Below are 17,294 nucleotides of genomic sequence, written 5' to 3' on the forward strand. Positions count from 1 at the left end.
ATGCCGATGCCGACGGCGATGTCGAGGCTGATGTCGATGTCGGAGGAGGGTCGGCCGGGGGGCCGGCGGTAGCTGTCACGGTCGTCCTCGCCCTCTTCGGGTTCTCCGTGTGCGCTCGGGCGAACGTTCGCCCGGGAACGTTCGCCCGGGAACAGCCTGCCGACCCGTGGCGCCCGGCATCCCGGGAAGAGCGCGGATTCATCCGTACGGGGCCGCACGTGTTCACGTGTACGCGGGCCACCGGGGCGCCGCTCCCCGCCCCTCGACGGGCCTCGACCCCCGGCCGTCAGGCGGTACGCCCGGCCTCCCGGCCGGAACCGCCCCCGGCCGCCACGCCCTTCGCGTCCGACGCCGTGCCGGGTGCGCCGTCCACCGCCGTGCCGTTCCCCGCCGGGCTGTACGGCGCCCCCGGCACCACCAGCGGTGACCCCGTCACCGGGTCGGGGACCACCACCGACTCCAGCCCGAAGACCTCCCGGACCAGCTCCGCCGTGACGATCTCCCCCGGCGCGCCCTCGGCCACGATGCGGCCCGCCTTCATGGCGACCAGGTGATCCGCGTACCGGGCCGCCTGGTTGAGGTCGTGGAGCACGATCACGACCGTACGGCCCTGCTCGTGGTTGAGGCGGCGTACCAGGTCCAGGACCTCCACCTGGTGCGCGATGTCCAGGAACGTCGTCGGCTCGTCCAGGAGCAGCAGCTCCGTCTCCTGGGCCAGCGCCATCGCGATCCAGACGCGCTGGCGCTGCCCGCCCGACAGCTCGTCCACCGGCCGGTCGGCGAGCGCGGTCACATCCGTACGGGCCATCGCGTCGGTCACCGCGCGCTCGTCCTCGTCCGACCACTGCTGCCACCAGTGCTGGTGCGGCTGCCGGCCGCGCGCGACCAGGTCGGCGACGGTGATCGCCTCCGGCGCGACCGGCGACTGGGGCAGCAGCCCGATCGACTGCGCGATCCGCCGGGTCGGGATGCGCGCCAGCTCCGTACCGTCCAGCAGGACCGAACCGCCCTTCGGCCGCAGCAGCCGGCCCAGCGCGCGCAGGGTGGTCGACTTGCCGCAGGCGTTCGGGCCGACGATGACCGTCACCCGGCCGTCCGGGACGGCCAGGTCCAGTCCGTGGACGACCGTACGGTCCTCGTAGGCGAGCGTCAGCTCACGCGCGACGAGCTTGCTCATCCCTTGCCTCCCGTGCCGGTTCCCGCGGTACGTCCGCGGACGATCAGCCAGATCAGATACGGCGCGCCCACCGCCGCCGTCAGCACGCCCACCGGCAGCTCCGTCGGCGACAGCAGCCTGCGCGCCAGCAGATCCGCCAGTACGACGACCACCGCGCCCATCAGCGCCGAGCAGGCCAGCGGGATCTGTGCCGTACGCGTCATGCGCCGCGCGACCTGCGGCGCCAGCAGCGCCACGAAGTCGACCGGGCCCGCCGCGCCCGTCGCCACCGACGCCAGCACCACCCCGAGCAGCACCAGTCCGAGCCGGACGCGCCCGAGCCGTACGCCGAGCGCGGTGGCGGTGTCGTCGTCCATCGAGACGGTGCGCTGCGCGTACGCCGCCCACGCCACCGCCGGCAGGGCGGCCAGCAGCACCCAGCCGAGCGGCGCGGCCACGTCCCAGCCGCGCCCGTTGAGCGAGCCCGTCATCCACACCTGGGCCTGCTGGGCGACCAGATAGTCGCCCTTGGTCAGGAAGAGCGTGGTGATCGAGCGCAGCGCGATCGCGAAGCCGATGCCGATGAGGACGAAGCGCGTGGCGTGCAGCCCGCCGCGCCACGCGAAGACGTACACCAGCCCCGCCGCCAGGATGCCGCCGGTGACGGAGAGATAGGGGAGTACGGAGAAGGACGTCACCCCGTAGGTCATCGCACCGACCGTGAGCGCGCTCGCGCCCTGGCTGACGCCGATGATGTCCGGGCTGGCGAGCGGGTTGCGGGCGACGGTCTGGATCAGCGCGCCCGCGACCCCGAACGCGAGCCCGACGAGCAGCCCGACCACCATGCGCGGCAGCCGCAGCGTCCCCACGACCAGTTCCTGCGGGGACGGCTGTCCGGTGAGGACCTTCAGCACCTCGGCGGGGGGCACGAAGCTCTCGCCGACGCTCAGGTACGCGACACAGACGGCGGCCAGGACGGCGGCGAGCCCGGCGGCGACGACGGCGGAGCGCCGGTGCAGCAGGAACGATCCGCGCGCCGCCCGTACCCGGGTGTACCCGGCGGGGCGTATCCCGCGCGCGGGGGCGGGCGCCTTCGGGGTCTCCGCCGTGGTCGTCACGCGGGCACCGCCTTCCGCCGTACGAGCGTGACCAGGAACGGCACCCCGATCAGCGCCGTCATCACCCCCGCCGGGACCTCGCCCGGCGGGAAGACGATCCGGCCGATCACATCGGAGACCAGCAGCATGACGGGGCCGATCAGCGCGGCCATCGGGAGCACCCAGCGGTGGTCGGTGCCGACCAGCGCGCGGGCGATGTGCGGAACGGCCAGCCCTATGAAGGCGATCGGGCCCGCCGCCGCGACGCCCACACCGGTCAGCACGGTCGCGCCGACGCCGCCCAGGATCCGTACGGCCGCGACGTTCTGGCCCAGCCCCTTCGCGACGTCCTCGCCGAGCGCCAGCGCGTCCAGACCGCGCGCCACGGAGACCACCAGGACCGTGCCGACCAGCAGGAACGGCCAGACCTGGGCGGCCACTTCGGCGTTCCGCCCGGCGAGCGCCCCGACCTGCCAGAAGCGGAACTCGTCCAGCGTCGCCGCGCTCGTCGTCAGGACCCCCATCGTCACCGACACCAGCAGCGCGTTGATCGCCGCGCCGCCGAGGGCGAGCTTGACGGGGGTCGCGCCGCCGCGCCCCCGGGCGGCGATCGCGTACACCGCGACCGAGGCGACGCCCGCGCCCGCGAACGCGAACCAGACATAACCGGAGAGGGTGTGCACCCCGGCGAAGGCGATCGCCAGGACGACGCCCACCGAGGCGCCCTGGCTGACGCCGAGGATGCCGGGGTCGGCGATCGGGTTGCGGGTGATGCCCTGGAGGGCCGTACCGGCGAGGGCGAGCGCGGCGCCGACCATCAGCCCGATCAGCGTGCGCGGGACACGCAGTTGGCGGATGACCTCGGCGTCGTCCCCGTGCCCCGAGCCCAGCAGGGCGTCGACGACGGCGGACGGCGCGACGGCCCGCGCGCCGACGGCGAGGCTCAGCAGGACGGCGACCAGGACGGCCACGACACCGGCCACCGTCCAGCCGGCACGGCGGACGACGAGTCCGCCCCTGGCGGTACGGGGCGGGGTCGTCGGGACGACGGCGGCTGGCATCGGAACCCATCGGAGACGGTCGGGGCGGACGGAGTGCGCGAGGGCGAGGTGGTAAGGCTTGGCTAAGTCTAAGCACCCGGTTCAAGCCACCCCACGGGCCCGGCCTCTGCCCCGGCGGTCCGGGCAGAATGGCCCGCATGGCACCCTCCACGACATCGGCGACAACGACGGCATCCACGGCATCGCGCACGGGCCGGACGGGCCCGGTGGTCGGCTTCGACCTCGATATGACCCTCATCGACTCCCGGCCCGGTATCCACGCCGTCTACCAGGCGCTTTCCGCCGAGACGGGGGTGCATATCGACGCGGACCTCGCCGTCAGCCGGCTCGGCCCGCCGCTCGACGAGGAGCTGGCGCACTGGTTCCCCGAGGCGCGGATCGCGGAGATGGGCGACCGGTACAGGGAGATCTATCCCACATTCGCGATCGTCCCGAGCCTCGCGCTGCCCGGCGCCCGTGAGGCGATAGCCGCCGTGCGGGCGCTCGGTGGCCGCGCGATCGTCGTCACCGCCAAGCACGAGCCGAACGCCGAGCTCCACCTCGGCCACCTCGGCATCGAGGCGGACGCGGTCATCGGCCGGCTGTGGGCCGAGGCGAAGGGCGAGGCGCTGCGCGAGCACGGGGCGACGGTGTACGTCGGCGACCACACGGGCGATGTGCGCGGGGCGCGTACGGCGGGGGCGCTCTCCGTGGCCGTACCGACGGGCCCGTGCGGCGAGGAGGAGTTGCGTACGGCGGGGGCGGACGTCGTCCTGACGGACCTGACGGCGTTCCCGGCGTGGCTGGAGGGGTACGTCGGCCGGTGACCCGGCCGGAGGGGCACGCCGGCCGGCGAGGGGTACGTCCGTGACCCCGGCCGCCGGCCTCGCGCTCAGCCCTGGTTCCGCCCCTGCCCCTGCTCCTGTCCCTTGTCCCGGCTGCGCTGCGCGGCGACCGAGCGCAGCACGCCCGCGCCGGCGACGGCGAACCCGACGCCCATCAGCATGGAGACGGCGTAGGCGATCGTCGGGAACGGGTCCGAGCCGAGGAACAGCGGGGTGACCGTGGCGAGCGTGGCCACGGCGCCGACGATGAAGACGATCGCGCCCGCCCGGACCAGCCCGTCGCCGGGCCCGGCCTCGTCGCGCGCGAGAGCCGTCGGCCGGCCGGTGGATCGGGGTGCAGGAGTAGCAGTCACCTCACCAGGGTAGTTCCCTGCGGAAGGCAGCGGACAGGAACCGTCCGGCAACGTCTTGTCACCAGCCCCTGGGCCATTAGCCTTGGGTGTGGCGGGTCGACGACCCGCTGTAGTGCTATCCAGAGCCGTTTCGCGCGCGCCAGCGCCCCAACGAGTACAAGGACGAGGACAGACGTGCCTACCGGCAAGGTCAAGTGGTTCAACAGCGAGAAGGGCTTCGGCTTTCTCTCCCGCGACGGCGGCGGCGACGTCTTCGTGCACTCGTCGGTCCTCCCCGACGGAGTCGACGCCCTCAAGCCGGGCCAGCGTGTGGAGTTCGGCGTCGTCGCGGGTCAGCGCGGTGACCAGGCGCTCTCCGTGACGGTCCTCGACCCGACGCCCTCGGTGGCGGCGGCCCAGCGCCGTAAGCCGGACGAACTGGCCTCGATCGTGCAGGATCTGACGACGCTGCTGGAGAACATCACCCCGATGCTGGAGCGCGGCCGCTACCCCGACAAGGTCCACGGCGCGAAGATCGCGGGCCTGCTCCGCGCGGTGGCGGACCAGTTGGACGTCTGACCGCCCGCCCCGGCCGCCGGACCGACCGGCCGCCGCACGCCCGTTTCCGGAAGGCCGGAGCGCGCACGTCACGTCCTGTCCCGTCCGGCACGGCGTCACGTCCCCGCTCCGGCCTTCTTCCATGCCTTCCCGGCATGGGTCCGGCTCAGGCGAAGTCCAGCGCTCCCGCCGGGAGGGCGGGCACCAGGCCCTCCGCCGCCGCGCGGGTCAGCAGGCCGCGGATCGCGGCGTAGCCGTCCTCGCCCAGATCCGCCGTGAACTCGTTGACGTACAGGCCGATGTGCTGGTCCGCGACGCCCGGGTCCATCTCCTGGGCGTGCTCCCGTACGTACGGACGCGACGTCTCCGGGTCGTCCCACGCCATCCGCACCGACCGGCGGACCGAATCGGCCAGCAGCCGCAGGGTCTCCGCGCCCAGGGAGCGCTTCGCGACGATCGCTCCCAGCGGGATCGGCAGGCCCGTCGTGGACTCCCAGTGCTCGCCCATGTCGGCCAGGCTGTGCAGCCCGTAGTTCTGATAGGTGAAGCGCGCCTCGTGGATGACCAGTCCGGCGTCCACCTTGCCGTCCCGTACCGCCGGCATGATCTCGTGGAAGGGCAGCACGACGATCTCGCCCACGCCGCCGGGGACCACGTCCGCCGCCCACAGCCGGAAGAGCAGATAGGCCGTGGAGCGCTCGCTCGGTACGGCGACGGTCTTCCCGGTCAGATCGGCGCCCGCCTCCTTGGTGAGGACCAGGGGCCCGCAGCCGCGGCCCAGCGCGCCGCCGCAGGGCAGGAGCGTGAACTCGTCGAGGATCCAGGGCAGTACGGCGTACGAGACCTTCAGCACGTCGAACTCGCCGCGCTCCGCCATGCCGTTGGTGATGTCGATGTCCGCGAACGTGACGTCGAGTTCCGGTGCCCCCGCCACCCGGCCGTGTGCCCAGGCGTCGAAGACGAACGTGTCGTTCGGGCACGGCGAGAACGCGATCCGCAGCGGTGAACCGGCGGGGGAGGACGTCATGACGGCTCCTCGAAGACAGGGGTGAGCAGGGTGAACGCGTTCCGCAGCGACTCCAGCGCCTGGCCGATCCGCCACGACGCGCGGTCGCGCGGGCCGATCGCGTTCGAGATCGCGCGGACCTCCGTACACGGTACGCCGTGGACGGCGGCGGCCTCCGCGACCCCGTACCCCTCCATCGCCTCCGCCCCGGCGCGGGGGTGACGCGCGGCCAGCTCCGCCGCGCGCGCGGCCGTGCCGGTCGCGGTCGAGACGGTCAGGACGGGCGCGAGGAGCGTGGGGAGCGCCGGATCGGCGCCGAGCACCGCCGCCATCCTGGCCGCGAGTTCCGCCGGCGGACGGTGTACGGAGCGGCCGAAGCCCAGTTCGTCGACGGCGGCGAAGCCGTCGGGGGAGTCCGCGCCCAGATCGGCCGCGACCATGGCGTCCGCGACGACGAGCGAGCCGATCGGCGCCCGCGGCAGGAAGCCGCCGCCGATCCCGGCGGAGACGACGAGGTGGTACGGCGGGTCGTACGGGGAGGCCGCGAGGGCCGTCGCCGTGGCGACCGCGGCGGCCGTCGGGCCGACACCGCCCGCCAGCACGTCCACCACCGGTATCTGCACGGAGCCGGGGCGCGGCGTGTACTGGGCGTGGCCCGTCATCTCGTACCCGCCGGTCAGCTCCCGTACGCCACTGGCCGCGTACCGGCCGAGCCCGGCGGCCACGGCGTCGGCCTCCGCCGCCACGGACGTCACGACGAGTACACGCATGGCGGAACCTCTCGAAGCGACGGTCGGGAGCGGGTCGGCGCGGGGTCGGGGACGGGACGGCGCCTGGTCGGGGGCGGGACGGGCCCGCGCGGGGTCAGGAACTCTTCTTGAACTCGAAGTGCCAGACACCGGTCAGCGACTTGCCCGTCGTCTCGACCACGCTGACCTGGGTCTCGTTGGTCGTCTCGCCGGTCTGGCTGGAGAAGAACGCGCTGGCCGGGATGGACCGGTACGTCTTCTTGTACGGCTCCTGCTCGGCGGGCTGGCCGTTGATGAAGAGCGTCCAGCCGCGCTCGGCGATCTCCGGGTCGACGCCGAAGCGGATCTTGTCGTCCACGGCGACCGTGATCGTCTTCTCGGCCTTCTTGTTGAGGCAGGGCTGCATGTCCGCCTCCTTGATGGCCTTGCCGTCGTTGTAGCAGGCCGCCCCGGTGTTGACCGACTCGCTGTTGACCGTCACGGTCGCGAGCGGCGTCGGCTTGTCACAGGCGGCGAGGACGAGGAGTCCGGCGGACACCGCGCCGAGAGCGACGCCGGCCCGGCGGTACCTACCAGAGAAGAACGCAACGGTCATGGGGCGAAGGCTATCGGTCGCCCCCGTTCACGCCACACGCGGGTGCGGCGAGCCGCGCCGCGCGGTGGTCAGCAGCCCCCGTACGGCCACCAGCGCGCCCAGCGCCATGATGCCCGCGGCGACGCCCATCCCCAGCACCCCGTTGAGCGGCAGCGCGATACCGATCGCGCCCCCGACCACCCAGGACATCTGGAGCAGCGTCTCGGAGCGGGCGAACGCGGACGTCCGTACCTCCTCCGGCACGTCGCGCTGGATCACCGCGTCCAGGGACAGCTTCGACAGCGCCTGCGAGAACCCGGCGACGGCGCAGAGCACCGCCATCATCACGCCGCCGAAGAGCAGCGCCGCCACGACCGCGGTGGACAGGGCGATGCCCAGCATCGTGGCGATGATCAGTTCGGGTCCGCGCGCCTTGAGCCACGCGCCGACCGCCGTGCCGATCGCGTTCCCGGCGCCCGCGGCGACACCGACGATGCCGAGGGAGACCGCCGCGTTCTGGCCCGCGATGGGGTGTTCGCGCAGGAGGAAGGCGAGGAAGAAGGTCAGGAAGCCGGAGAGGAGGCGGTGCGAGGCGTTGGCCTGGAGACCGTGGAGCACGGCGGGCCCCACCGTCCGCAGCGTGGGCCGCCGCTCCTTCTCCCGGCGGCCGGTCCTGCCGTGGTCCACGGTGACCAGCCGGGCCTTGCGCTCCCCCTTGGCCGAGTCGACCGTGGGCGGCAGTGTGAACGCCAGCATCGCGCCGCACAGGAAGATCACGCAGGCCCCGTACAGCGGCCCGCGCGGCCCGATCAGATGGAGCCCGGCGGCGATCGGCGCCGCCACGCCGGTGGCCAGCAGACCGGCGAGCGTGACACGGGAGTTGGCGCGTACGAGCGAGAAGCGCGGTGGCAGCAGCCGGGGCACGACCGCGCTGCGGACCACCCCGTACGCCTTCGACGCGACGAGCACCCCGAGCGCCGCCGGATACAGCTCCAGGCCCCCGGTGATCACCGCGGTCGACATGGCGATCGCGAGGACGGCGCGGGTCAGCATGGCGGCGGCCATGGCGGCGCGGCGGCCGTGCGGCAGACGGTCCAGGAGCGGGCCGATGACCGGGGCGAGCAGCGTGAAGGGCGCCATGGTGACGGCGAGGTAGAGCGCGACCCGGCCGCGCGCCTCGTCGGTCGGTACGGAGAAGAAGACGGTCGAGGCGAGCGCGACGGTGATCATGACATCGCCCGCGCCGTTCACGGCGTGCAGCTCGATCAGCTTGCCGAGCCCCGACTCGCCCGCGCCGTGCGCGTGGGTCGCCTTCCTGATCCCGCGCGCGGAGGCGGTGAACGGCAGACGCACGGCGCGGCCGACGGCCCGCCCGGTCCTCCGGAGCGGGCCGCCGGACGCGTACGCGTCGGACGACCTTACGGCTGCCACCCCGTCATAGTGCCCCAAGGGCCTCTGGCGCGAACCGATCCGGCGCATGACGGGGCCGTGACGGTCCCATGACGGAGGAGCCGGCGCGGGCCGCCGGAGAGCCTGTCGCTGTTCACCCCGGGGCGCCTGCCCCCGGCCGGGGCCGGATACACGCACCCCGGAGACGGATACACCCGGGTGGGGGAGAGGCGGGCCCGTGGGGCGCGGGAGGACACGGGAGGGGCCGGCGGACTCGCCCGGCCGGTCCGGAAGGCTCCCCGCCCAGTTCACCGTAGGGGTCCACTCGGTTACGGCCTGGTTGCGGAGTGGCCCGAAGTGCGGGAAAGACGACGTGCAGGTGGGCGGCGGGCGGCGGAGGGGGTAGCGTGCGTAGCGCGCCACCGGCGGTTGTTCTCGGCCGCGCGCCTCTTTGTCATCCCGCAGAATGGATGACAGTAGGCGTGCCCGAGGAGAGATCGGGCGTGGACGTCGATGCGGCCCTCTGGTCCGCTCCGCCCTCGGCTCGTACATCGCGATTCGGCCGGCGCACCCGTGAGACGGCGTAGGAGAGAAGCGAGACCTGTGAGTGCTGCGACGACGCGAAGCCGAATCCCTGACCGTCTGTGCGCCGAGGCGGTAGACCTCGCCCGGTCGGCTGCCGAGGAGGCCGCCGCCCCCGGTGTGGTCGGGGAGCATGTCTCGGCGGTGGCTGACGGGGACAGGGTCGTCACCCACTTCTTCGAGTGCAAGGAGCCCGGCTACCGGGGCTGGCGCTGGGCGGTGACGGTCGCCCGCGCCTCCCGCGCGAAGAACGTCACGCTGGACGAAACGGTGCTGCTGCCCGGCTCGGACTCCCTGCTGGCCCCCGAATGGGTGCCCTGGAGCGAGCGGCTGCGTCCGGGCGACATGGGCCCCGGCGATCTGCTGCCGACGGAGGCGGAGGATCTGCGCCTGGAGCCCGGCTACTCGGGCGAGGACATGCCCCCGCCGAACTCCGTGGTGCCCGAGGTGACCCCGCGCAACCTCGCGGACCTGGTCGAGGCGGAGGACGCGGCCGAGGTCGCCGCGGAGGACGCCGCAGGCCTCGCCTCCGACCTGGCCGGACCGGGCACCGACGCCGTACCGGCCGTGCCCGCGCGCAGCACGATCGCGGCGGTCGCGGAGGAGCTGGGCATGCGCAGGGCGCGCGTCCTCTCCCGTTACGGGCTCCACGTGGCCGCGGACCGCTGGGACGAGTCCTTCGGCGCGAAGACCCCCATGGCCCAGGCGGCGCCCGCCCCCTGTGTCTCCTGCGGCTTCCTGCTGCCTCTGGCGGGCTCGCTGCGCCAGGCGTTCGGCGTCTGCGCGAACGAGTTCTCCCCGGCGGACGGCCGTGTCGTCTCCCTGGCGTACGGCTGCGGCGGCCACTCGGAAGCGGCGGTCATGCCCAAACCCCTGCGCCCGGCGCCCCCGGTCCTGGACTCGGTCGGCACGGACGCCTTCCCGCTCCGCCCGGCGCGCGACAGCGGCTCGGTCCTGACGGGCGCGGTGGCGGACGGCGACACGGAGGACCTGGGCCACTCGTAACGGAGCCGGCCCGCCCGGCCCGCGGGAAGCCCACGGCGACGCACGGCGTGTGCGCACACTGCGCACCGGACCGTGGGCGTCCGGGGGTCCATCGGGGTGCCCCGGAAGCGGCTCACGGGGCCAAGGGGTGACGGCCGTCCCCGTACATGCGTACGGAACCTCCCCCTCCGTACCCCTCCCGGCACCCGGTCCGAGCCCGGACCGCGGCCGGCCCGAGCCCGGACCGTGGCCGGCCCGACAGCCTGACGGCGGGATTGTCCTGCGGCGCGGTGTGGAAAAAAGTCGCGGGCCGCTGTCGATCGGGCCACGTCCCGTTCGACGTCATGATGTGCGGCGCCTCGCCCGCACGATGACGCGACAGGAATGACGAGGACACCCCGTGGATCAACTGCTGAGAGTCATGAACTTCAACGTGTCGAGCGACGGAATCGGTGCCGGGGAGCACCAGAGTCTCGACCAACCGTTCGGCCTGGACCGTCCCGAGAGGCTGTTCGCCTGGGCCGGAGCCACGGCGAGCTGGCCCATGCGCACGGATTCCGGGGGGAGCAGGGGCCTCGACGACTACTTCACGCGGGACTTCGCGCGGAACATCGGCGCCGAGATCATGGGCCGCAACAAGTTCGGTCCCCAGCGCGGGCCCTGGGAGAACCACGAGTGGCGTGGCTGGTGGGGGGAGGAGCCCCCGTTCCACACGCCGGTCTTCGTCATGACCCACCACACGCGTCCGTCGTTCACCCTCTCCGACACCACGTTCCACTTCGTCGACGGCAGCCCGGCCACGATCCTCGAACGGGCCCGGGAGGCGGCGCGGGGCAAGGACGTCCGGCTCGGCGGCGGGGTCACCACCGTCCGGCAGTTCCTCGACGCCGGCCTCGTCGACACCCTGCATGTGGCGGTCTCGCCGTTGAAGCTCGGGTCCGGGCTGCGGCTCTGGGAGTCTCCCGACGAACTGCTCGACCGGTTCCACCTGGAGACCGTGCCCAGCCCGAGCGGCGTGACGCACCACCTGTTCTGGCGGAGGTGACGCGACGCCCCGAGCGGTGCCCGAGGTGCCCCCGCTCAATCGGCCGGCCCCGGCGGGGCTCACCCGCCGCTGTCCGCGCACTCACGGCTGTCCCCGCCGCTGCGGCACTGGTGCCCCGAGCGGCCGGGGGCGCCCGTGCGCTCGACGTCGCGGTGCGGAGCCGGACATCGCTGCTCATATGGGGCTCCTGGGGCGTTGACGTACCCCGGGGTGGGGTAAGGCATCCGGCATGAGTGGTGAAACGAGCTTCCGCAGCCTCGACGGTCTCCTGCTCCGGGGAAGCGTGGCATGTCCCTCCGGGGCACCGCGTGGCGTGGCGGTTCTGGTCCATGGTGGTGGTGTGACACGGGAGGAAGGCGGTTTTTTCAGCCGCCTTACCGAGGGGCTTCTCGATGCAGGCGTCGGCTCCTTGCGGTTCGATCTGCGCGGGCACGGGGAGAGCGAGGGGCGTCAGGAAGAACTGACGATCGCGGGGGTCCTCAACGACATCAGAGCGGCAACCGACCATGTCCGCACGCTCATGGCGTGCGATGCGGTACATCTGGTGGGCACGAGTTTCGCCGGAGGCATCTGTGCAGCCTTCGCGGCAAACCGGCCGCAGGACGTGCAGAGCCTCACGCTCATGAATCCCCTGCTGAACTACAAGAAGCGCTTCATCGAGGACAAGCCGTACTGGAACGGCGAAAGAATCGATGAGCAGGAGGGTGAGGAACTGGCGACCCGCGGGTTCCTGGAGCATTCTCCGACCTTCCGGCTCGGGCGCGCACTGCTCAACGAAGTGTTCCATCTGGATCCCCGGCAGTCGCTTCAGGAAATCAAAGCCCCGGTGCTTGTCATCCATGGAACGAGGGACACCTTCATTCCGGTGGAGAGTTCCCGATCGGCGATCAGCTCCCTGAAGGGAGAGCACCGGCTCCTGGAGATCGACGGCGCACAGCATGGTTTCGCTGTCCATGACGACCCTGGATATCTGCATCCGCAGACCCAGGAGTGGCAGTCTTCGGTGATTCGGGCGGTATCCGACTGGGTGTCTGTCGAACGTTAGCCGGGGACGTACACTCACCCCGCGAGAGCGTCCCGCAATTCTCGCACGAGCGGCCGGTGTTTCCATGGACTGAGCCGATCGGAGAGACGTCCGAGTTCGTGAGCAGTCCTGACCGATGATGTCTCCGCAGCGATGCCGAGCGCGTCCAAACCGGTGCGAGCCGCCTCATCGGGTTCCCCCGCCAGCGCGAGCGTCCCGCCCATGAGCGAGAGGAAATATCCGTGGTCGCGGCGCGAAAAAGCGCCCGCCGTGAGCTTCTCCTTGTAGATGGCGATCGCACGCTGTGGTCTTCCTGCCTCGCAGTAGCAGATCGCGGTCTGCATGGAGAGCAGTTCGGTGCCGTAGTGGCCCCCGAGTTGCGCCGCCGGCTGCCCGGTCTCAAACCGCCTCGCGTTTCCCAGTAGTTCACGGGACTCGTCAAGCTTGCGTTCGACATGGCCGATATCCGTTCCCAACATCGCGTGCGCTCGGGCCTCCTGCTGTGCGGCCTCGGCTCGTACATGGGCGGGGAGTTCCCATGTGTCCTGCTGCGCTGCCTGAGCCAGTTCCAGCATCTTCACCGGGTCACGGTCGTCCCATGCTGCCTGGCTCTTCTTCAGGAGAACGTACCCCTGCATCGCGCCGTTGTCGGACTCCCGGGCCCATTCGATCGCACGGTCGCGCCAGTAGTCGGCGATACCGTGATTCCGGGAGTCCCGGTAGAGCCAACCGGCGAATTCGGCACTCCGTGCGCCGATGCTCAATAATCCGTCCCGAAATTTCTGCTTGGTGTTGCCGATGCTGTTTTCTACCGCACCGATCAGCCCGAGAACTGAGGGGAGGGTTTCTCTGGGGCCATGTTTTCCGTCCCTGGTCAGGCACCAGTCGATTCGCTTGCCAAAATACTCGATCACATCCCCGTCGAGGTAACGTCGCGCGTCTTCCATTGCCGCCGTGATATGCCTGATCTCGTCAAGGCCCAGGCCTGGTGCGGTAACGGCAGAAATTCCCCCTGTCAGGAAATCTCTACGCCTCAAATCGGCTCCTTCTGTGGGCTCGGCGACAGGATCTTCGGGCGTATTTGATGTTGACGTGAGATGTCTCTCGCTGCTCTGCGCGGTCTCCCAAGGGCGTGGAGCCAATCCGATCATGTGACCGGGAATGCGTAAGCCGTCGGCGATGGTGACGATCTTCTCGAACGTCGCAACGGATCCCTCGCCTCTGGCGAGCCGGCCGACGCGCTCGGGCTTGATCTCGCAGGCATCCGCGATCTTCACGAAACTGGTTCCGTCCCACTGTCGGGCCAGCTTGAAGAGGGTGCCGAAGTCGTGGCCTCGTAATGCCTCTCGCACATCAGCCCGATTGAGGAGCTTTTCCGACAGGGCTGCCGGTGACCTGTAGCCCAACATCGTTCCCCGGATCTGTCGGCCTCGAAGAGGCAGGAATCCATCTCGATCGAGTGTACCCATCGTGGATATCCCCTTCATAGGGAACGGGGATTGCTTGCCGGTGGCCCATTCTTTCGGACACGCAAACTTCGAGGAGGGGATTTGCATGGTGACCATGCTCCCGAAGCGGTACGAAAACGTCGGCTGCCACCCCCCGGTCGGGCCGCCGCCGCAACTCCTGCTCGTCGGCGCCCCGGAGTCGGTCCGGGCGGCCCGTGCCTACGTGCGTGAGTTCGTTGCGTTCCATGTGCCCGATACGGGCGAGAGGCGGGTGGACGATCTCCAGCTCGTGGTCTCCGAGTTGGTGACGAACGCCGTGCGGTACGGGACCGAGCCCGGCGACTCGGTGCTGGTCGTGCTGGCCGTCACCGGGACGCGGGTGCGGGTGGAGGTGCGGGATCCGGTGCGGCGGCGGCCTCGGTTCCGGGTGGCGTCCCAGGAGCGTGACCGGGGCCGGGGGCTGATCATCGTGGACGCGCTGGCGGAGTGCTGGGGTGTGGCCGATCGGCCGTTCGGGAAGGCCGTGTGGGCCGAGGTGGCCCGGTGAACGGGCCACCCGGCGGTCAACCGGGCTCCGCCGGTGCGGGGTTCTCCGCTTCCGCGTACCCGGAGGCCCATCTCGCGGGACTACCGGTGCACACCTTTCCGCCGGGGCGCCGTCGGCACGTACATACGGCGGAGGGGCGTCGGCGTGGGAGGCACCCGGTGACCTCCCGGGACCGCCGTTCTCCGCTGGTGCCCGTGCTCGCGTCCGCCGCCTTGGTCCTGCTCGTCCTGAGCCTCGTCGGCGCTCACTGCGACCGATAGGCCCGGTGCGGGCCCGTACGCCTCCCGCTGTGCCCCCTCGAACCCCCGCTCCGGCCGGTACTCCCGGCGAAGGAACGACCGGCCGGAACGGGACAGGGCCCGAACGAACGGGCCCGGCAACTGCACCCGACGGCACAGGAGGCCAACGATGCGACACCCCACCGCCCCGGTCAAGCACGGCGGAGACGACACCGACAGCGGCGGCGACGACAGCGGAGGCTCCAGCTCCTCCGGTGGCTGCGGCGACGGCGACGGCTGCGGACGCCGATAACAGCACCACATGTACGACGTGGCGGCCCCGACCCCGTGCGGGCGGGGCCGCCCGGTCCCTCAAGGAGACCCGTGTCACCGCACCACCACGCCTACCTCTGGCACGGCCACGGCACCCTCCTCGTCAAACCCGGGGACGCCCACCGCCGGCCAGGCCACCCCGAATTCCCCACCGCCCCTGTCATGCCCCTCGAAACCGCCGACTGGCTTCTCAAGGCGTCCGTCCACATCCGGGCGACCTTCGACCGGCCCACCGAAGCCGCCGCCTGGTACACCGATCAGCTCCGGCGGCACACCGGCATCCTCATCGGCTCCTACGCTCCCTCGCCCGACCCCGGCGAGACCGTCCGGCGACTGGTCGCCCGCGAGGACCTTGTCGGCGGCTGGTGGACCACCGGTGGACGCTTCCTCCACCTCGGCCTCATCGCCTGTGGGCCGCACCCCCTGCGCCCCCACTCCTGCCCCCTGCGAACGGTACGGGCGTCGGCGGGCCCGGGGCCGCCGACGCCCTGAGGGCGGGTCAGCCCTGGTCGATGCCGAGGGTGAGGCTGCCGGTGTAGCCGGCGGTGGTGGAGCCGGTCACCGTCATGAGGCCCGCGGCGGCGCCTCCGTTGCCGTAGATGCCGTCCTGCGCGAGCGTGGTGCGGGGCACGGTGTTGGTCGAGTACGGGGGTACGGGCCCCCGCTGGGACGGCGATAAGAAGCGGCCGCATCTCGTCGCGCCCGGGGTGGACGTCAGCGGCCGGCCGGGTCCTCGTCCGGGACCCAGCGCAGGATGTCACCGGGCTGGCAGTCGAGCGCCCGGCAGATCGCGTCGAGCGTCGTGAACCGTACGGCCTTCGCGCGGCCGTTCTTCAGGACGGCGATGTTGGCGGGCGTGATGCCGACGGCGGCGGCGAACTCGCCGACCGACAGATCGCGCCGGGCGAGCTGGACGTCGAGGTCGATGATGATCGCCATCAGACGACTTCGGCGATCTCTGTCTGGAGATCCGTGGCCTTGCGCAGAAGGCCCCGGAGGACGAGGACCAGCATCGCGAACGCCATCCCCGCGCCGGTGCTCACGGTCGCCGCGCCCAGCGCGCCGATCAGCTCCATGCCGTCGCCGGGCGAGGGGAGGCCGAACAGGGCCAGATGTCCGGTCACCCCGAGGGCCAGCAGCGTCGCCACGACCGAGGACCAGATGATGACGTCGACCCACCGGAAGGCCAGCGGTGTGAAGATCGCGTCGTGGTCGACCATGTCCAGCAGCTTCCACGTGGCGACGAGGGCGACTTGGACGCAGGCGACACCGACGATGGCCGCGGTCGCGTACGGCACGGCGAACGGCTCGTAGGGAGGGAAGCGGTCGACCTCGTCGGACGCCGCCGTCGGTATGACCACGATCTGGCCGAAGAGGCCGAACAGGACGGCCATGGCGATCCCGGCGCGGAGCACGGCGATGTGTAGATGATTCATCTATCGATTATCGATAGCTTTCTATCGAAAGTCAATCGACCGACGGATCGGTGGCAGACGTGCGCGTCGTCGGATCGGCGTCCGTGACGGCGCGGAGCGTGCGGCGGGGCGTCACGGACGCGAAGACCATCGGCGGGATGGCCCCGCTGACGACGCTGCCCGCGCCGACGACTCGAAGACCGGGTCGGTCCGCCGTGGCGGCGTCTGGAACGCGGCCTCGGGCTCGGTGTGAACGAGTCCCCACCGTATCGGCACCGCGGCGGTTGGTGAGACGCCCGTCACAATCCGCCGGCCGTCCGCGGATGTCACATCGCGCGGGGCTGTCCCGTCCAAGGGGTGTCAGCACGGCACGGCGCACGGCAACGGCGCACAACGGCTAAGGAGCGCATCATGGACGCCCGACTGAACCCCCTCTCCTTCCCGGCCTCGGGCAAGGCCCTCAAGCACCTGATCGCGGCGAGCACGGCGCTCGCGGCGTCGGGGGTGCCGAACGCGACGAAGGAGTTGGTGAGGCTCCGCGCCAGTCAGATCAACGGCTGCGCGGGCTGCGTCGACATGCACACCAAGGAGGCCGCGCACGCCGGGGAGACCGCGGTACGGCTCCACCTGGTCGCGGCCTGGCGGGAGGCCACGGTCTTCACCGAGGCCGAGCGCGCCGCCCTGGCACTGGCGGAGGAGGGCACCCGTATCGCCGACGCGGCCGGTGGTGTCAGCGACGAGGTGTGGGCCGACGCTGCCAAGCACTACGACGAGGAGCAGCTCTCCGCCCTGGTGTGGGACATCGCCATCATCAACGCCTTCAACCGCCTGAACGTCATGACCCGGCAGCCCGCCGGCGACTACCAGCCCGGCCAACACGGATAGGCGGACGGCGCGTCGAGCGGGCGGGGCGTGTGCCCCCGGTACGGGACCCGGTGGGGGACCGTACCTG

Annotated in this window: 20 protein-coding genes and 1 pseudogene; 9 read left to right on the top strand and 12 right to left on the bottom strand. The window is 71.6% G+C overall.

The window, feature by feature from the left end; all coding sequences use genetic code 11:
• Positions 1–286: 286 nt before the first annotated feature.
• Genes ACFXPK_RS21435 through ACFXPK_RS21445 form a run of 3 tightly spaced genes read right to left on the bottom strand, consistent with a single transcriptional unit; the run spans position 287 to position 3,314 of the window.
• Positions 287–1,177 carry an ABC transporter ATP-binding protein gene (locus tag ACFXPK_RS21435; RefSeq protein ID WP_385077658.1) on the bottom strand — a complete coding sequence of 297 codons (891 nt, stop codon included), beginning with the start codon at positions 1,175–1,177 and terminating at the stop codon, positions 287–289.
• Positions 1,174–2,274: a FecCD family ABC transporter permease gene (locus tag ACFXPK_RS21440; protein WP_385077661.1), complete on the bottom strand. Its 1,101-nt coding sequence runs from the start codon at positions 2,272–2,274 to the stop codon at positions 1,174–1,176. Before ACFXPK_RS21440 ends, ACFXPK_RS21435 begins: the two co-directional genes overlap by 4 nt.
• Positions 2,271–3,314 carry a FecCD family ABC transporter permease gene (locus ACFXPK_RS21445; RefSeq protein WP_385077664.1) on the bottom strand — a complete coding sequence of 348 codons (1,044 nt, stop codon included), beginning with the start codon at positions 3,312–3,314 and terminating at the stop codon, positions 2,271–2,273. Before ACFXPK_RS21445 ends, ACFXPK_RS21440 begins: the two co-directional genes overlap by 4 nt.
• A gap of 128 nt (positions 3,315–3,442) precedes the next feature.
• Between ACFXPK_RS21445 and ACFXPK_RS21450 the strand changes: the two genes are divergently transcribed.
• A complete protein-coding gene (locus ACFXPK_RS21450) occupies positions 3,443–4,120 on the top strand; it encodes an HAD family hydrolase (RefSeq protein ID WP_385077667.1) in 678 nt (225 codons plus the stop codon).
• A 65-nt stretch (positions 4,121–4,185) separates the two neighbouring features.
• Here ACFXPK_RS21450 and ACFXPK_RS21455 read toward each other — a convergent pair whose 3' ends face one another.
• Positions 4,186–4,491, bottom strand: a complete 306-nt coding sequence (locus ACFXPK_RS21455; RefSeq protein ID WP_385077670.1) for a hypothetical protein — start codon at positions 4,489–4,491, stop codon at positions 4,186–4,188.
• 174 nt (positions 4,492–4,665) lie between these two features.
• Between ACFXPK_RS21455 and ACFXPK_RS21460 the strand changes: the two genes are divergently transcribed.
• Positions 4,666–5,049 (top strand): cold-shock protein, encoded by a 384-nt coding sequence (locus ACFXPK_RS21460; RefSeq protein WP_384915336.1) that lies wholly within the window; start codon positions 4,666–4,668, stop codon positions 5,047–5,049.
• A 145-nt stretch (positions 5,050–5,194) separates the two neighbouring features.
• Here the strand turns inward: ACFXPK_RS21460 and ACFXPK_RS21465 are convergent, their stop codons facing one another.
• The 4 genes from ACFXPK_RS21465 to ACFXPK_RS21480 all read right to left on the bottom strand — a co-directional run bounded on the left by ACFXPK_RS21465 (position 5,195) and on the right by ACFXPK_RS21480 (position 8,788).
• The gene (locus ACFXPK_RS21465) at positions 5,195–6,055 is read right to left on the bottom strand and encodes a 1,4-dihydroxy-6-naphthoate synthase (RefSeq protein ID WP_385077673.1); all 861 of its coding nucleotides are present in this window, start codon (positions 6,053–6,055) and stop codon (positions 5,195–5,197) included.
• Positions 6,052–6,804, bottom strand: a complete 753-nt coding sequence (locus ACFXPK_RS21470) for a futalosine hydrolase (protein ID WP_384999725.1) — start codon at positions 6,802–6,804, stop codon at positions 6,052–6,054. The genes ACFXPK_RS21465 and ACFXPK_RS21470 overlap by 4 nt, the downstream gene beginning before the upstream one ends.
• Before the next feature lie 94 nt (positions 6,805–6,898).
• Positions 6,899–7,378, bottom strand: a complete 480-nt coding sequence (locus ACFXPK_RS21475; RefSeq protein ID WP_384999723.1) for a DUF2771 domain-containing protein — start codon at positions 7,376–7,378, stop codon at positions 6,899–6,901.
• A gap of 27 nt (positions 7,379–7,405) precedes the next feature.
• Positions 7,406–8,788 carry an MFS transporter gene (locus ACFXPK_RS21480; RefSeq protein WP_385077677.1) on the bottom strand — a complete coding sequence of 461 codons (1,383 nt, stop codon included), beginning with the start codon at positions 8,786–8,788 and terminating at the stop codon, positions 7,406–7,408.
• A gap of 561 nt (positions 8,789–9,349) precedes the next feature.
• Here ACFXPK_RS21480 and ACFXPK_RS21485 point away from each other — a divergent pair.
• From ACFXPK_RS21485 to ACFXPK_RS21495, 3 genes are all read left to right on the top strand, one after another.
• A complete protein-coding gene (locus tag ACFXPK_RS21485) occupies positions 9,350–10,333 on the top strand; it encodes a DUF3027 domain-containing protein (RefSeq protein WP_385002501.1) in 984 nt (327 codons plus the stop codon).
• 379 nt (positions 10,334–10,712) lie between these two features.
• Positions 10,713–11,357, top strand: a complete 645-nt coding sequence (locus ACFXPK_RS21490; RefSeq protein ID WP_385077680.1) for a dihydrofolate reductase family protein — start codon at positions 10,713–10,715, stop codon at positions 11,355–11,357.
• A 229-nt stretch (positions 11,358–11,586) separates the two neighbouring features.
• The gene (locus tag ACFXPK_RS21495; protein WP_385077683.1) at positions 11,587–12,402 is read left to right on the top strand and encodes an alpha/beta hydrolase; all 816 of its coding nucleotides are present in this window, start codon (positions 11,587–11,589) and stop codon (positions 12,400–12,402) included.
• A gap of 14 nt (positions 12,403–12,416) precedes the next feature.
• On the opposite strand, the gene ACFXPK_RS21500 is transcribed toward ACFXPK_RS21495, so the two are convergent.
• Positions 12,417–13,850 (bottom strand): XRE family transcriptional regulator, encoded by a 1,434-nt coding sequence (locus ACFXPK_RS21500; RefSeq protein WP_385077685.1) that lies wholly within the window; start codon positions 13,848–13,850, stop codon positions 12,417–12,419.
• A 94-nt stretch (positions 13,851–13,944) separates the two neighbouring features.
• Here ACFXPK_RS21500 and ACFXPK_RS21505 point away from each other — a divergent pair, with 94 nt between their 5' ends.
• The 3 genes from ACFXPK_RS21505 (at position 13,945) to ACFXPK_RS21515 (ending at position 15,419) form a co-directional block, all read left to right on the top strand.
• On the top strand, positions 13,945–14,376 hold the full coding sequence (locus tag ACFXPK_RS21505; protein ID WP_385077709.1) for an ATP-binding protein: 432 nt from the start codon (positions 13,945–13,947) through the stop codon (positions 14,374–14,376).
• Between the two features lie 408 nt (positions 14,377–14,784).
• Positions 14,785–14,907: a hypothetical protein gene (locus ACFXPK_RS21510; protein WP_385077688.1), complete on the top strand. Its 123-nt coding sequence runs from the start codon at positions 14,785–14,787 to the stop codon at positions 14,905–14,907.
• Positions 14,908–14,978: 71 nt separating this feature from the next.
• On the top strand, positions 14,979–15,419 hold the full coding sequence (locus ACFXPK_RS21515; protein WP_385077691.1) for a hypothetical protein: 441 nt from the start codon (positions 14,979–14,981) through the stop codon (positions 15,417–15,419).
• Between the two features lie 7 nt (positions 15,420–15,426).
• On the opposite strand, the pseudogene ACFXPK_RS21520 reads toward ACFXPK_RS21515, so the two are convergent.
• From ACFXPK_RS21520 to ACFXPK_RS21530, 3 genes and pseudogenes are all read right to left on the bottom strand, one after another.
• Positions 15,427–15,582 (bottom strand): annotated as a pseudogene (locus tag ACFXPK_RS21520) (protocatechuate dioxygenase); the annotation flags it as partial.
• Between the two features lie 59 nt (positions 15,583–15,641).
• Positions 15,642–15,866: a helix-turn-helix domain-containing protein gene (locus ACFXPK_RS21525; RefSeq protein WP_385077694.1), complete on the bottom strand. Its 225-nt coding sequence runs from the start codon at positions 15,864–15,866 to the stop codon at positions 15,642–15,644.
• Positions 15,866–16,363 carry a DUF2975 domain-containing protein gene (locus ACFXPK_RS21530; protein WP_385077697.1) on the bottom strand — a complete coding sequence of 166 codons (498 nt, stop codon included), beginning with the start codon at positions 16,361–16,363 and terminating at the stop codon, positions 15,866–15,868. Before ACFXPK_RS21530 ends, ACFXPK_RS21525 begins: the two co-directional genes overlap by 1 nt.
• Before the next feature lie 390 nt (positions 16,364–16,753).
• On the opposite strand from ACFXPK_RS21530, the gene ACFXPK_RS21535 reads away from it, so the two are divergent.
• Positions 16,754–17,227, top strand: a complete 474-nt coding sequence (locus tag ACFXPK_RS21535) for a carboxymuconolactone decarboxylase family protein (protein WP_385077700.1) — start codon at positions 16,754–16,756, stop codon at positions 17,225–17,227.
• The last annotated feature ends 67 nt before the right edge of the window (positions 17,228–17,294 follow it).

Origin of the sequence: Streptomyces sp. NPDC059142 (assembly GCF_042755665.1) — a bacterium.
Lineage (GTDB): Bacteria > Actinomycetota > Actinomycetes > Streptomycetales > Streptomycetaceae > Streptomyces.